The following is a 13,046-nucleotide window of genomic DNA, read 5'->3' on the forward strand; positions in this document are numbered from 1 at the left end:
CTATGAAAGCATTTCTAATGTTATGTATCTGTTCATTGCTATTAAGCGGCTGCTGGAGCAGTCGAGAGTTGAATGAACTAGCCATTACGGTTGCTGTCGGAATTGATAAAGCAGAAGATGGCATCATTGTTACAGTTCAGCTGATTAACCCTGGTGATATTCAGGCCAAAACCCCTACAAACGGGCCTTCTGTTACCACATTTTCTATTAAGGCTTCGTCTGTAATGGAAGGGTTAAGAAAAATAACGACAAAATCCCCGCGGAAAATTTATCTTTCTCATTTACGAATGCTCGTCATTAGCGAAAGTATGGCGGAAGACGGTATCGCTGAAGTGCTTGATTTCTTTGCTCGGGATCATGAAGTGCGTACCGATTATTTTGTTGTTATTGCTAAAAACACGAAAGCATCGAGCGTGCTGAACGTATTAACAACAATCGAAAAAATACCAGCTAACCATATGTTTGCTTCATTAGACGTGTCACAGCGTATTTGGGCACCTACTAGAGGAGTAAAGTTAAATGAACTGATTAGCAATTTAACCAGCGAAGGAAAGCAGGCGGTGTTATCAGGAGTATTGTTAAAAGGCAATGTGAAAAATGCAGGAGATATGTCTAGCATTTCTCGCACCAATCTTTCCACTCTGCTCAATTTCAAAGGATTGGGTGTCTTTCAAAATGATAAGCTTATCGGCTGGTTCAATGAAGACGAAAGTAAAGGATATAACTATATTACAGGAAATGTAAAAAGTACGTTAATTGTTATTCCATGCGAAAAAAAAGAAAAACAGCATGATATCATCGGAGTAGAAATGCTTCGAACGAATGTCAAGGTGACAGCTACTATGAAAAATCATAAACCTCATATTCACGTTGATTTAAAAGGAGAAGCGAACGTGGCTGATGTAGAGTGTCAAGTGAATTTACAGGACCCAGCTGTAATCAATATGCTCGAACGAAAAACAGCAGCCGACGTAAAAGAAAAAATGAATGACGCGGTGGAAAAAGCTCAAAAAACCTATAAAAGCGATATCTTTGGTTTTGGCGAAGCGTTTTACAGACAAGATGTGAAAAGATGGTACAAAATGAAAAGAGACTGGAACAGAATTTACGCAGAGGATTTAACCGTCGATTTAGATGCAAAAGTTCAAATCCGTCGCTTAGGCACGTTAAATAACTCATATATGAAGCAAATGAAGCATTAAGGAGAAAGAAAATGGAGGGATTTATAGCCTTACTTGTACTGCTTGCTTATTTGACTAAAAAAATCATGATCAACTTCCGAAAGGAAAAGTATTACCGTGAAATAGTCGTCTACCTTTGTCTCATAGGTTTGGGTCTATTCTTTTGGGGAGCGATTACACTCCGTAAAGAAGTTCCTACGCCTCTGTACTTTTTAGAGGCACTAATTAAGCCTCTTACTAGAACCGTTCATCATCTGTTATTCACGTGAGCAAGCATGTAGGAGAGAAGGTGTGTATGATGCAAATAAAAGAATATATTAGTCCGAAACAATTTCTTTTTCTAATTTATGTTTTTTGTATCGGAAGCGCCATCTTGGCAGTTCCGGCTACATTATTAGAGACGAATAGACAAAATGCGTGGTTTTGCGGTGTGCTTGCTATTGGCTTTGCACTTTTAATCGTTGCGGTGCTTTTATGGCTGATTCAGTGTTACCCTCAGCAAACATTCATTCAAATAGCTAAAAAGGCGCTCGGTCGTTATGCCGGAACGTGTATTTCTCTTATTTACATTTTCTTCATGTTCATTCAATCTACGTTTTCGCTTCGAGACATCAGTACGTTTATGACGACTCAAATTGTCCCTGAAACGCTGCCTACGTGGATTCATGCTCTTGTTCTTTTAGCTGTTATATACGGAGGGTATTTAGGTATTGAAGTGGTAGCTAGAACCGCGGAAATCTTTTTGCCGTGGATTGTGGTCCCTTTTTTATTGTTAATTGTTTTAAATATTCCTCAGATGAAATTTGATCGTCTTTATCCTTTTTTTGAATTCAGCATGGGTGATTTAGTATTAGGGACCACTTATTTTTTAGGAAACCCGTTTATGGAATTGATTTTTATCCTAATGATTACGCCTCATGTAAAAGGTGGAAAAAAGGTAAAAAAAATGTTTGTTATCGGCACTGTCGCATCGGGCTTGACGATTACGATTGCAGTTGCGGCTTGTATATTAGCTCTTGGCGCGAATATTGCGTCGATGCACAGTTATCCAGTTTATTTATTAGGAAAAATGATTTCGTTGGGTGCAACGATTCAGCATGTTGAAGTATTAGTAGCCATTATTTGGATGTTATCTATCTTTTTTAAAGTTGTCATTGTGTTCTATGCTATTCAGTTAAGTATCGTCCAATTGTGTAATTTACGGGTGCGCAATTTTTTAAGCTTTCCTTTAGGCCTAATTATTACAGGCGTGGCGTATTACATTATTCCCAATACAGCGTACTTCAATTATTTTGAAAAATATTACTGGCCGTTTTATTTATTTGTACTAAGCGTCTGTTTTCCGTTGTTATTTATTGCGCTTTCTTATATAAAGAAAAATAAGACAGCTAAAGGCGATAGAAGCCAACAAACATAGCATTATTTATACGCATGTGGTATAGTATACGATGACAATTCAAGAAGAAACGCCGTACACGTTTGTATACGTACGGGAGAGGTTCGAAAACTCCCTCTATAAAAAACTAAGATCATCGTTGATGACAAAAGACACGGTTTTAGCGTGTCTTCTTTCACGTGCTTTTCTATTAACACGTCTTTTTGACGTGTTTGGTAAGGACGTGTATCTTAGTTGCTTTTTAGGGAGATTGCTGGAAAAGAGCAGTCTCTTTTTTGTGTTATAAAATTAGTCACAAAGGGAACGAACGGTTCAATAAAGTTTCTTCTTCTTTTGATTTCAATCAAAAAGGAGACGAACAATAATGATGAAAAATGAAAAAGCGATTGTTGTATTTAGCGGAGGTCAAGATAGTACGACATGTCTGTTTTGGGCTTTGAAAAACTTTAAAGAAGTAGAAACGGTTACTTTTCAATACGGTCAGCGTCATAGTCAAGAGATAGAGGTAGCAAAAGATATCGCAGCTGATTTAGGTGTGAAGCATACCGTACTAGATATGTCACTTTTAAATCAATTAGCACCAAATGCCTTAACGCGAGATGATATTGAGATCGAGCAAAAAGAAGGAGAGTTGCCTACAACGTTTGTGGATGGCCGCAATCTGTTATTTTTATCATTTGCAGCCGTACTGGCTAAAAACAGCGGAGGCCGTCATATCGTAACAGGCGTTTGTGAAACTGATTTTTCAGGATATCCAGACTGTCGAGACGTATTTGTGAAATCGTTAAACGTCACGCTTAATTTATCAATGGACTTTGAGTTTGTGATTCATACGCCGCTTATGTGGATTGATAAAGCAGAAACGTGGGCATTAGCGGATGAGCTAGGAGCGCTTGAATATGTGCGTGAAAAAACGTTAACGTGCTACAACGGTATTGTTGCTGACGGATGCGGTGAATGTCCCGCATGTCAATTGCGAAAGCGTGGATTAGATCAATACCTGCAAACAAAAGAAGGAGGAGAAAAATAATGCTGCAACAAATGTATCCTCAAGTGTTTCATGACTATGAATATGAACTGAACAAAGATATGCAGTTTGCTGCGGCACATTTTGTTCCTCACACAGAAGCAGGTAAATGCCGTCAAGTCCATGGACATACGTATTTTGTAAATCTAACTGTTGCCGGAGATACATTAGACGAAGCGGGCTTTTTAGTAAACTTTGCGCTATTGAAAAAAATTGTTTCTGGTCAATTTGATCATACATTATTGAACGATCATTCTATCTTTAACGAAGAAAATCCAAATGATTTTCCTACAACTGAAGTTGTTGCCCGTAAAATTTATGAGTTGGTTCAAGAATATCTAGACACACTACCAAATAAGCCTTCTTGCGTACAAGTATTCGTGCGGGAAACGCCGACAAGTTACGTAGTTTACCGCCCAAAGAAGGTGAAAAAACGTGGCTAATACAATTCCAGTACTTGAAATATTCGGACCAACAATTCAAGGGGAAGGAATGGTTGTAGGACGTAAGACGATGTTTGTTCGTACCGCCGGCTGTGATTATTCCTGCAGCTGGTGTGATTCAGCTTTTACATGGGATGGATCAGCTAAAAACGATATTCGTCAGCTAACAGCAGAACAAATTTGGACGGAGCTAAAAGAAATTGGAGGAGAGTGCTTTGATCACGTCACCATTTCTGGAGGAAACCCTGCGCTTATCAAGGCGATTGGTTCACTTGTAGAGCTTTTGCACAGTCATGGGGTAAAAGCAGCTCTTGAAACACAGGGAAGCCGTTATCAGGATTGGTTTCTAAAGATCGATGATTTAACGATTTCTCCTAAGCCTCCAAGTTCATTAATGAAAACAAATTTCTCCGTATTAGACGATATTATAGAGACATTAATAAAGGAAAAACGCATGGCGCATATAAGCATAAAAGTCGTTGTATTTAATGATGAGGACTTTGAGTATGCAGCGTCTGTTCATGAACGTTATCCTGAGGTTCCATTTTTTGTTCAAGTAGGCAACGAGGACTTAACGACAATCGATAATGCGTCGTTAACACAAGAATTGCTTAAAAAGTATGAGTGGTTAATTGATAAGGCAGTAGCAGCTAAAAACATGAACGATGTAAGAGTTCTGCCGCAGGTTCACGCCCTTGTTTGGGGAAATAAACGAGGCGTGTAAGCGTATAGCAAAAAATTTACAAAGAAAAATAAAAACAGATATATACAAAATAAAAAAACGCTGTTAGAATGACAATCGTAGAAAGAGAGGAAATGCAAATGAGCGGTCGAAAAGATGAAGAATTAGAAGGTGTATCACTCCTTGGAAATCAAGGAACAAACTATTTGTTTGAATATGCACCAGAGATTCTAGAAGCATTTGATAACAAACATCCAAATCGTGATTATTTTGTGAAATTCAACTGTCCGGAATTTACGAGCTTATGTCCAAAAACAGGTCAGCCGGATTTCGCAACCATTTATATTAGCTACATTCCAGATGAAAAAATGGTAGAAAGCAAGTCGTTAAAGCTTTATTTGTTCAGCTTCCGTAACCATGGAGATTTCCATGAAGACTGTATGAATATTATTATGAATGACTTAATTAAACTGATGAATCCAAGATATATTGAAGTATGGGGAAAATTCACACCGCGCGGCGGGATTTCAATTGATCCATATACAAACTATGGCCGTCCCGGTACGAAGTATGAAGAAATGGCTAATTATCGCCTGATGAATCATGATTTATACCCAGAAACAATTGATAATCGTTAATTTGAACAAACAGGTTGTGTATGCAACCTGTTTTCCATTGCAAAAACAACAGGTGAGAAGGTGAAAGAATGTCACAGAGATCAGCATTAGTATTAGGTGCAAGCGGACTTGTTGGTCAAGAACTTTTAAAAATGTTATTAAGCAACAGCTTATATAACCATGTGACAGTGTTTGTTCGAAAAAAGCTACCAATCGAACACACAAAGCTACGTCAGCTTGAAATTGATTTTTCAGAGCTTGATAAGCACGAAGAATGCTTTGCAGTTGATGATGTATATTGCTGTTTAGGCACGACAATGAAAAAAGCAAAAACAAAAGCGAAATTCATTAAGGTGGACTACGAATTTCCTTTAAAAGCGGCTAAATGTGCAGAAAAATATCGCTGCAAAAACTTTTTAACGATTACAGCAATTGGTGCTGATCTTCGTTCGCCATTCTTTTACAGTAAAGTAAAGGGGCAAGTAGAAGAAGATATCGCAAGCTTGTATATCCGTTCTACTCACTTTTTCCGCCCATCGTTATTATTAGGCAAGCGCCAAGAGTTTCGCCTATTTGAAAAGATTGGGGGATACACGTTGAAGTCGTGTTCATTTTGCCTTGTAGGAAAGTGGAGAAAGTATCGTCCAATTAAAGCGTATAACGTAGCCAAATCGATGATGAAAGCTGCTCTTGAAGATAAATGTGGCGTTCATGTACATGAAAGCCAAGACATTTATACAGGTGAATGCTATTATTCGTTTACCAACGGCAAGCGAGTATTATCAAAATAAAGAAAAGCCTCTTCATAAGAAGGGGCTTTTTTTCTATCTTCCGTCACCATCCGCATCTCCACCGCTATCTCCATCGCCATCATGATCGTGATTAGAAGCAGATTCACTCCAACTTGTGTAGGAGTTAGAATCTTCTTCGGCATAATTCATGGGCTCAACGGATGTTTTTTTATTTGAAGTTTGTTTGCGTTTAAAAACGAACTGCATGATGAAAAAAAGAATGACAATAAGAGCGACGATAAACAATACAGTATCAAACATGCTAGTAGTTCCTTTCGGTAAGAAGATAGTAGTAGCTTTTTTATTGTCACACGAAAATAAGCCCCTTTCAAGAAAAAAGGGGCCTGTTTTTGTTTCTTTAAGGAAACTTTTTTTATCTTAGCCATATATTATTGTATGAAGAAACATTTTAGAAAAGAGGGAGTACAGTGAAAAAAAGTTCGAAGGATGTTAAGGTGCAACAGTATATTTACCTCATGTATAAACTAGGGATTATTACAGAAGAACAAAAGAATCAATTCTTTCAAAACCAATAAAAAAGCAACCGCTTTTGCTTTCCGGCTGCTTTTTCTCTTTACATAGCTGGATTAATGATGATGTAGTTTTTGTGGTTGACAACAGTTCGCTGTTCTAAGTCTAAATCGCGGTAGTTTGTCATGTAAGTCAAATCTACAATCACGGAGTTTTCATTTACTTTTTCGACAATGCCCTGTAAGCCATTTTTAAATTCTATCAAGTTTCCTACCTCTGCTATTTTCATGAGTCATCGCTCCTTTGTTTTAAATTAGTTCATTATAAATTTTTTCAATAATTTTAATTTTAAAAATAGTAAAACTAGTTAGCGTTTTCTTTTTTACAATTTTGCCTTAAAACTGGGAATTAGTAAAGAGTTTTTTGAAAAAATATAAAATAAAATTGAAAAAATAAGTAAAATGTGCTGAGAAATAAAAGGAATTGGTAGCTTTTACGAAAGAGAGAAGCAGGACAGTTCCATCTTTGTTCATCTTTCGTTATAATAAACGAGGTATAATCTTGTCATAAATTATAAGAATTAGAAGGTGTAGAAATTGAAAGATACTGGACTCGTGCTCGAAGGAGGCGGTATGAGAGGCCTTTATACAACTGGAGTTTTAGATTACTTTATGGAAAGAAATCTGTACCTTCCGTATGTAATTGGCGTTTCAGCCGGCGCTTGTCATGCCACTTCTTATTTATCTAGACAAATAGGAAGAAGTCGCAAAGCTAATTTAGATTTTTTAGAGGATCCTCGCTACTTGTCGTGGAAAAATTATTTTAAAACAAAAGAGATATTTGGAATGGATTTCGTTTTTGATGAAATTCCTAATCAGCTTCTTCCATTTGACTTTGAGGCATTTGCTGAGCGTACAGAGAAGCTTGTAGTAGGAGCAACGGACTGTGTGACGGGAGAACCCGTTTATTTTGATGAGTATGACCGGGACATTTTGACAGCGGTTCGCGCTTCTAGTTCCCTTCCATTTTTAGCACCTGTCGTTACATATAAAGGAAAAGAGCTGTTAGACGGAGGAATCAGTGATCCGATTCCAATCAAAAAAGCAGTGCAGGATGGATATAGAAAAAATATTGTTGTGCTAACGCGAAATGAAGGATATCGAAAAAAGAAATCAAATATGCTTTGGTTATTGAAGCGCAAATATCGTCATTATGATGGGCTGACTCGTGCGCTTGAAAACCGCTATAAATTGTATAATGAAACATTGTCATATATTGAAGAACAGGAAAGACAGGGGAATATCTTTGTGATTCGTCCGCAAACCCCTCTTGTAGTAGGACGAATTGAGAAGAATCGTGAGCGTCTCGACGCTCTTTACAACCAAGGATATAAAGAAGCTGAAGCTCAATTTGCATCTCTGCAAAATTGGCTGAACAGTTAAAAGCGAGGTGAAACTGAATGGATGAACAAACAGCCATAAACATGTTGAATGAGTTAAGTGAAGGAAAAGTAACCGAAATTAAAGTTAAAAAAGAAGACTTTCTTGCTTTTCGCCCTTTTTTAGTAAATCGCCCTGATTTCAAACATTTTCGTGGAATAGCCGGACGCGGTGGAGATTTCACCTATACGTATCTAGAAATTCCTAGGAGCTAAACGAAATGATGGCATTATTTGATTATGCCTTATATAATGGATGTATGAGCCTGTACAGTAGAGAATATACTGTTACAAGTGCTTGTGCGTTTATTTAGTAGCGTACGGTAAGAGCGAATAAACGTTTTTAGTTATAGGAGGGATATTATGGATGAGTTTCGAAAAAGTACAGCACCTTTTTATTTTGCAGATCATATATGGAAAGATAAAAATGGAATGACGACTTATGGGATGCTGTTAACGAACCGGCCCGAAGATGACGGGGACTATGACCTCCATTCGTTATTAGAAGAAGCATATGTAGATCATAAAAAAATTCTAATTACTACTGTTTACGACAACAGTGAACAGCAGTTGACCGGATACGTGATACATTTAGCAGATGATCAAGACGTCTTTACGTTTATGGATGATACGGGTGCTAAGCTAGTGATTGATTTCTATGACGTTGTAGAAATTGAGATTGAAGATTAAAAAGAGCTGAATGTTGATTACAACATTCAGCTTTTTTATGTAAAAGCAGATGAATTTAGATGTTTACTATGAGAAGCAAAAGGGAAATACAATTGGAGAAATTTCTGATTAAACTGAAATAAAGCGGGAAAATATACCTGTATTTTAGAAAAATTACCGTGATTATGACAAAAAACAAGGTACAATGTCATATTTGTGTTCCGAACGTAATTTTGTTCATCAAACTTAAAGAAATGTAATTGAATCGTTCGGTGAAACCCCTATATAGCTATGATAGAGTAATACCATACGAAATTTCAGGAGGTATTACCTATGAAACATAGTTATATGAAATCAATGGTAGTAGCATGTTTAGCTACTCTTTCATTTATAGGTTTTAATGCAACAGCTACGGCTGCAACTAATTATAAAGTAGTCAAAGGCGATAGTCTTTGGAAGTTAGGTAAAAGATATAGTGTAACAATTGACGATATTAAAAAATTAAACAATCGTCAAGGAGATATGATTTATATTGGTGAAACATTAGCTATTCCGAGTAAGACAAAAGTGCTGGCTGCTGAAACAACGGAACCTTCAACGGCAGCACCGGCTCATACGGCTAAGCCAGAAGCAAAACCCGCAGAGCAGGAAACACCTGCAGTTTCGATCTCTGCAAGTGAAAAAGATTTATTAGCTCGCTTAGTAGAAGCTGAAGCAAAAGGCGAATCATATGAAGGAAAAGTAGGGGTAGCAACAGTGGTGTTAAACCGTGTAGATTCTCCGAAGTTTCCAGATACGGTAACAGGAGTTATTAAACAAGTTGTCGGAAAAGCATACGCTTTTTCACCGGTCCAAAACGGATCAATTAACAAACCTGCTTCAGAAGATTCGAAAAAAGCAGTAGAGCAAGCATTGACTAGAAAAGATCGTTTAGATGATTCCATTTACTTTTATAATCCAAAAACAGCTACCGATAACTGGATTCGTTCACGTGCTGTAATTAAAACAATTGATCATCATGTATTTGCTAAATAAAAAAGAGGCTGCGACAAAAGTATTTTAGACGAATTAAAAAACGAACCCTTAATCAAGATGTTTGATTAGTGGTTCGTTTTTTATTAAGGTGAACGTAGGCTCGATTTGTTTAGGTCTTTCTAGCAGTTGATTGGAGGGCAAGGCGGAAGACTCCTGCGGGAAAAGCGGAACAGGTGAGACCCCACAGGAGCGTATGCGACGAGGAGGCTCAGCGGCCGCCCGCGGAAAGCGAAGTCTTGCACGGAAATCAACTGCCGTGTCACAAGCGGTTCAGCTCATGTATCTTATTTGTTCGTCTTTAGATTGGATTCATTTCGTTATGTGTCAACCTCTTTTTTTAGTCTACAAAGATATCTCGTTCCAAACTGCCTTCAGAACCCGTTAAAACCAGACCAATATCAGTATCAGCTTCTAAGTTCTGAACGATGGTAAAAGGCACTTTATGTTGGTTAGCCGCTTGAATATAGGGGGAGAGGTATGAATAAGACAAGGAGCCATTTAAAAACAAATGACCGTCTTTCACTTTTTTTAAAAGAGGCTTTATTTTTGCTGCATCGTTTTTCATGACTTGCCCCTTTTTTAGCGCAAATTCAATATTCTCACGTAGAGCAGTTAAGAAATATCTTCTTTCGTCTCTTTTTGTTTCCTTTGCTCCGTACATTCCTCGTTCTAAGTATTCTTCTAGTTGATCAGACATTGCGTCACTTCCTTTCGTTATAAACTATAAACGATTATGGCTATAAGTAAAAGGGACAGGAAAAAAGGAAAATCACTGTGCTATATCACCTGTTTTTTTGCTGAGTACAAAGAAAAACAAAAAAAATGTTGAAATTTAGCCTGAAATATTGTTTAATGTAAATAGATAGAAAATCATATCGGTTTTTTATTAAAGGTTTGTAAGCGATTACAGATATACATACATAGCAGCGTTTGGGGAGACGCTCCTATGATTTTATGTTCAAAGCGTATTGTATAAAAAGGGGATTATATAGCTTTAGGGCATATACGGTCAAGCAAAGGGTCAGATAAATTAATAAAAAATCGCTATGTATTTTCATAAGAAGAACGGTCAACATTTTTGTTGAGCGTTCTTTTTATACGTTCATATTATGTTTATTTCTCATTGCAGCAGCTGCTGCAAATTATAAAGGTGCATTCCTCGTTTCATCTCTCTTATTTTACATAAGTTACATGTAGTATGTTTCAAAGCCTTAAAAAATATATGTTTGTACGCTTGTTTAATCCTAATGAGGTAGTAGAAAAGGAATATTTTTTAAGAAATCACAAAAAAAGAGGCGATTGCCTATGCAAGAAGTAGGTGAATAACATATGTAATAAAGAGAATGAAATATAATTTGAGGAGGCATGTATCATGCAAGAATTTGATATTAATGACATAAGAAGACCATTCGGTGGTTTTGGAGGTTTTGGAGGCTTTGGAGGCTTTGGTCGTCCAGGATTCGGTTTCGGTCGCCCAGGTTTTGGTTTCGGCCGTCCTGGTTTTGGTTTCGGCCGTCCGGGGTTCGGCTTTGGCTTTGGAGCTCCATTTCTTGGAGGATTAGTTCTTGGAAGTGCACTAGGAGGTCCAGGTTATTACGGTTATCCACCACCATATTATTATCCGCCGTACCCACCATATTACCCTTATTATTATTAAAACAATGAGCGCTGATAAAGCGCTCTTTTATTATGTCCAATCCAAGGTATATATAGAATGAATGGAAGACGTTACGTTTAGAAAATGATAACAGTTTTAAATAAGGAATGAACGCTTAAGCTAAAGGAGACAAGTTTTCCTTGCAACAATTGTTGATTTTGCTATAATAACTTCGGTGGCATTTTTGGTCACTGGGTGGGCGAGGGATAGATGAAAAGAAGGAAATTAGATTGAACGCATTATTTGAAAAGTTGTTTCGTTTAAACGACCACCAAACAACTGTTGGAAAAGAAAGCTTAGCTGGGGTCATTTCATTTCTTTCCATCGTGTATATTATTGCTGTTAATTCAACCATTTTGTCTGATGCCGGTATTCCGCTTGAAGCAGGAATATTCGCAACAGTAGCTTCGGCTTTTGTAGGCTGTGTTATTATGGCTTTTTGGGCAAATGCGCCTCTTATTCTGGTGCCAGGTATGGGGATTAATGCATTGTTTACGTATACGATGGTTCAATCAATGGGATTATCTTGGCAAGAAGGGTTATTAGCAGTAGTGATATCCGGATTTCTTTTTATAGCACTAGCTTTTTCACGACTGTCTGCCAAAATTGTCTCTTCGATTCCGCATTCGCTAAAAGAAGCGATAACAGTCGGTGTTGGCTTATTTTTAACATTTATCGGTTTGCAAAAAGGGAAGCTTGTAGTTCCAAGCGAAAACACTTTTGTAGCACTTGGAGACTTGTCAGATCCGTTTGTGATCAGTACGCTGTTGACGTTAATTATCACAATCGTACTGTTTATCCGAAATGTGAAAGGTAACTTTTTGTTAAGCATGATTGCTGGATCAGTCCTTGCCTTCTTGCTTGGTGTAAGAAGCGGTGCAGAAAAAGGACAGTCCGCTGAGAGCGTGAACGACTTCTTTAGCAGCTTTGGCACATTGTCTTTTGGAGCTATTGGAGACGTTGCGTTTTGGGCAGCTGTCTTTTCATTAACAATGGTATTGATTTTTGAAAATATCGGTTTGCTGCATGGTCAGCTAGGTATGATGAATCAAGATAGCAAATTTCCGCGGGCCTTTCAAGCAACAGCCGCCTCAGCGTTACTAAGCGGCGTGTTTGGAACAAGTCCAACGGTGTCTTCTGTAGAAGGAGCATCTGGTATTGCAGCTGGAGGGCGAACGGGTTTAACATCGCTGATTACAGGAGTTTTATTTTTAAGTTCACTTCTGTTTATTCCATTTATCAAGCTGGTTCCAGATAGTGCTATTGCACCTATTCTTATTGTTATTGGAGCATTGATGATTCAAAATATCAAAAACATCAATTTACAGGACTTAACAGAAGGTTTCCCTGCATTTTTAATTATTGCGCTTATTCCTCTTACGTACAGCATTGCTGATGGAATTGCATTTGGGTTCATTGCGTATCCACTGCTTAAATTATTCCTTGGTAAAATGCGTGAAGTATCGATGTTTATGTATGTAAGCGCGCTGTTGTTTTTCTTGAATTTTGTGCTGCATTATATTGCTTAAAATAGACAGCTGAGTACTTTTGCTCAGCTGTTTTTTGTGTTTGCGGTAAAGAATCCTCTTTTTAGATATCATACTCCGTATTTCGTGTCCTTTGGTTAATCAGCCGCTTC

At 37.6% G+C, this 13,046-nt stretch carries 18 protein-coding genes and 1 riboswitch; of the genes, 15 read left to right on the forward strand and 3 right to left on the reverse strand.

Going from position 1 to position 13,046, the window contains the following annotated elements; translation table 11 throughout:
- Positions 1-2 precede the first annotated feature (2 nt).
- The 8 genes from MMB68_RS14620 (at position 3) to MMB68_RS14655 (ending at position 6,137) form a co-directional block, all read left to right on the forward strand.
- Positions 3-1,202: a Ger(x)C family spore germination protein gene (locus MMB68_RS14620; protein ID WP_221785712.1), complete on the forward strand. Its 1,200-nt coding sequence runs from the start codon at positions 3-5 to the stop codon at positions 1,200-1,202.
- An 11-nt stretch (positions 1,203-1,213) separates the two neighbouring features.
- Positions 1,214-1,450, forward strand: a complete 237-nt coding sequence (locus MMB68_RS14625; protein WP_013055980.1) for a hypothetical protein — start codon at positions 1,214-1,216, stop codon at positions 1,448-1,450.
- A 26-nt stretch (positions 1,451-1,476) separates the two neighbouring features.
- Positions 1,477-2,598, forward strand: coding sequence for a GerAB/ArcD/ProY family transporter (locus MMB68_RS14630; protein ID WP_277549137.1), 1,122 nt, complete (start codon positions 1,477-1,479; stop codon positions 2,596-2,598).
- Between the two features lie 72 nt (positions 2,599-2,670).
- A riboswitch (PreQ1 riboswitch) is annotated at positions 2,671-2,714 on the forward strand.
- Between the two features lie 230 nt (positions 2,715-2,944).
- A complete protein-coding gene (gene queC, locus MMB68_RS14635; RefSeq protein ID WP_221785719.1) occupies positions 2,945-3,607 on the forward strand; it encodes a 7-cyano-7-deazaguanine synthase QueC in 663 nt (220 codons plus the stop codon).
- A complete protein-coding gene (queD, locus tag MMB68_RS14640; protein WP_013055983.1) occupies positions 3,607-4,047 on the forward strand; it encodes a 6-carboxytetrahydropterin synthase QueD in 441 nt (146 codons plus the stop codon). The genes queC and queD overlap by 1 nt, the downstream gene beginning before the upstream one ends.
- A complete protein-coding gene (queE, locus tag MMB68_RS14645; protein WP_025749424.1) occupies positions 4,040-4,771 on the forward strand; it encodes a 7-carboxy-7-deazaguanine synthase QueE in 732 nt (243 codons plus the stop codon). The genes queD and queE overlap by 8 nt, the downstream gene beginning before the upstream one ends.
- A 98-nt stretch (positions 4,772-4,869) precedes the next feature.
- A complete protein-coding gene (gene queF, locus MMB68_RS14650; protein WP_013082243.1) occupies positions 4,870-5,367 on the forward strand; it encodes a preQ(1) synthase in 498 nt (165 codons plus the stop codon).
- Between the two features lie 68 nt (positions 5,368-5,435).
- Complete coding sequence (locus MMB68_RS14655) at positions 5,436-6,137, forward strand: NAD(P)H-binding protein (RefSeq protein WP_013055986.1); 702 nt, start codon at positions 5,436-5,438, stop codon at positions 6,135-6,137.
- 33 nt (positions 6,138-6,170) lie between these two features.
- On the opposite strand, the gene MMB68_RS14660 is transcribed toward MMB68_RS14655, so the two are convergent.
- Positions 6,171-6,398 carry a hypothetical protein gene (locus MMB68_RS14660; protein WP_221785709.1) on the reverse strand — a complete coding sequence of 76 codons (228 nt, stop codon included), beginning with the start codon at positions 6,396-6,398 and terminating at the stop codon, positions 6,171-6,173.
- Between the two features lie 313 nt (positions 6,399-6,711).
- A complete protein-coding gene (locus MMB68_RS14665; RefSeq protein ID WP_013082245.1) occupies positions 6,712-6,897 on the reverse strand; it encodes a YkvS family protein in 186 nt (61 codons plus the stop codon).
- A 307-nt stretch (positions 6,898-7,204) separates the two neighbouring features.
- On the opposite strand from MMB68_RS14665, the gene MMB68_RS14670 reads away from it, so the two are divergent.
- The 5 genes from MMB68_RS14670 to MMB68_RS14690 all read left to right on the forward strand — a co-directional run bounded on the left by MMB68_RS14670 (position 7,205) and on the right by MMB68_RS14690 (position 10,135).
- Positions 7,205-8,050: a patatin-like phospholipase family protein gene (locus tag MMB68_RS14670; protein WP_013055989.1), complete on the forward strand. Its 846-nt coding sequence runs from the start codon at positions 7,205-7,207 to the stop codon at positions 8,048-8,050.
- 17 nt (positions 8,051-8,067) lie between these two features.
- Entirely contained in the window at positions 8,068-8,262 is a 195-nt protein-coding gene (locus tag MMB68_RS14675) for a hypothetical protein (protein ID WP_013055990.1), read from the forward strand.
- 147 nt (positions 8,263-8,409) lie between these two features.
- A complete protein-coding gene (locus tag MMB68_RS14680; protein ID WP_014461050.1) occupies positions 8,410-8,736 on the forward strand; it encodes a hypothetical protein in 327 nt (108 codons plus the stop codon).
- Between the two features lie 312 nt (positions 8,737-9,048).
- On the forward strand, positions 9,049-9,750 hold the full coding sequence (locus MMB68_RS14685; RefSeq protein ID WP_221813071.1) for a cell wall hydrolase: 702 nt from the start codon (positions 9,049-9,051) through the stop codon (positions 9,748-9,750).
- Positions 9,751-9,880: 130 nt separating this feature from the next.
- Positions 9,881-10,135: a hypothetical protein gene (locus tag MMB68_RS14690; protein WP_264409006.1), complete on the forward strand. Its 255-nt coding sequence runs from the start codon at positions 9,881-9,883 to the stop codon at positions 10,133-10,135.
- On the opposite strand, the gene MMB68_RS14695 is transcribed toward MMB68_RS14690, so the two are convergent.
- Positions 10,088-10,447 carry a YueI family protein gene (locus tag MMB68_RS14695; RefSeq protein WP_277549138.1) on the reverse strand — a complete coding sequence of 120 codons (360 nt, stop codon included), beginning with the start codon at positions 10,445-10,447 and terminating at the stop codon, positions 10,088-10,090. The two genes, MMB68_RS14690 and MMB68_RS14695, sit on opposite strands and share 48 nt — an antisense overlap.
- Before the next feature lie 675 nt (positions 10,448-11,122).
- Between MMB68_RS14695 and MMB68_RS14700 the strand changes: the two genes are divergently transcribed.
- On the forward strand, positions 11,123-11,407 hold the full coding sequence (locus MMB68_RS14700; RefSeq protein WP_277549139.1) for a hypothetical protein: 285 nt from the start codon (positions 11,123-11,125) through the stop codon (positions 11,405-11,407).
- Between the two features lie 230 nt (positions 11,408-11,637).
- Positions 11,638-12,936, forward strand: coding sequence for an NCS2 family permease (locus tag MMB68_RS14705; protein ID WP_221785675.1), 1,299 nt, complete (start codon positions 11,638-11,640; stop codon positions 12,934-12,936).
- Positions 12,937-13,046: the final 110 nt, after the last annotated feature.

It is taken from the genome of Priestia sp. Y58 (genome assembly GCF_029522095.1).
Classification (GTDB): domain Bacteria; phylum Bacillota; class Bacilli; order Bacillales; family Bacillaceae_H; genus Priestia; species Priestia megaterium_E.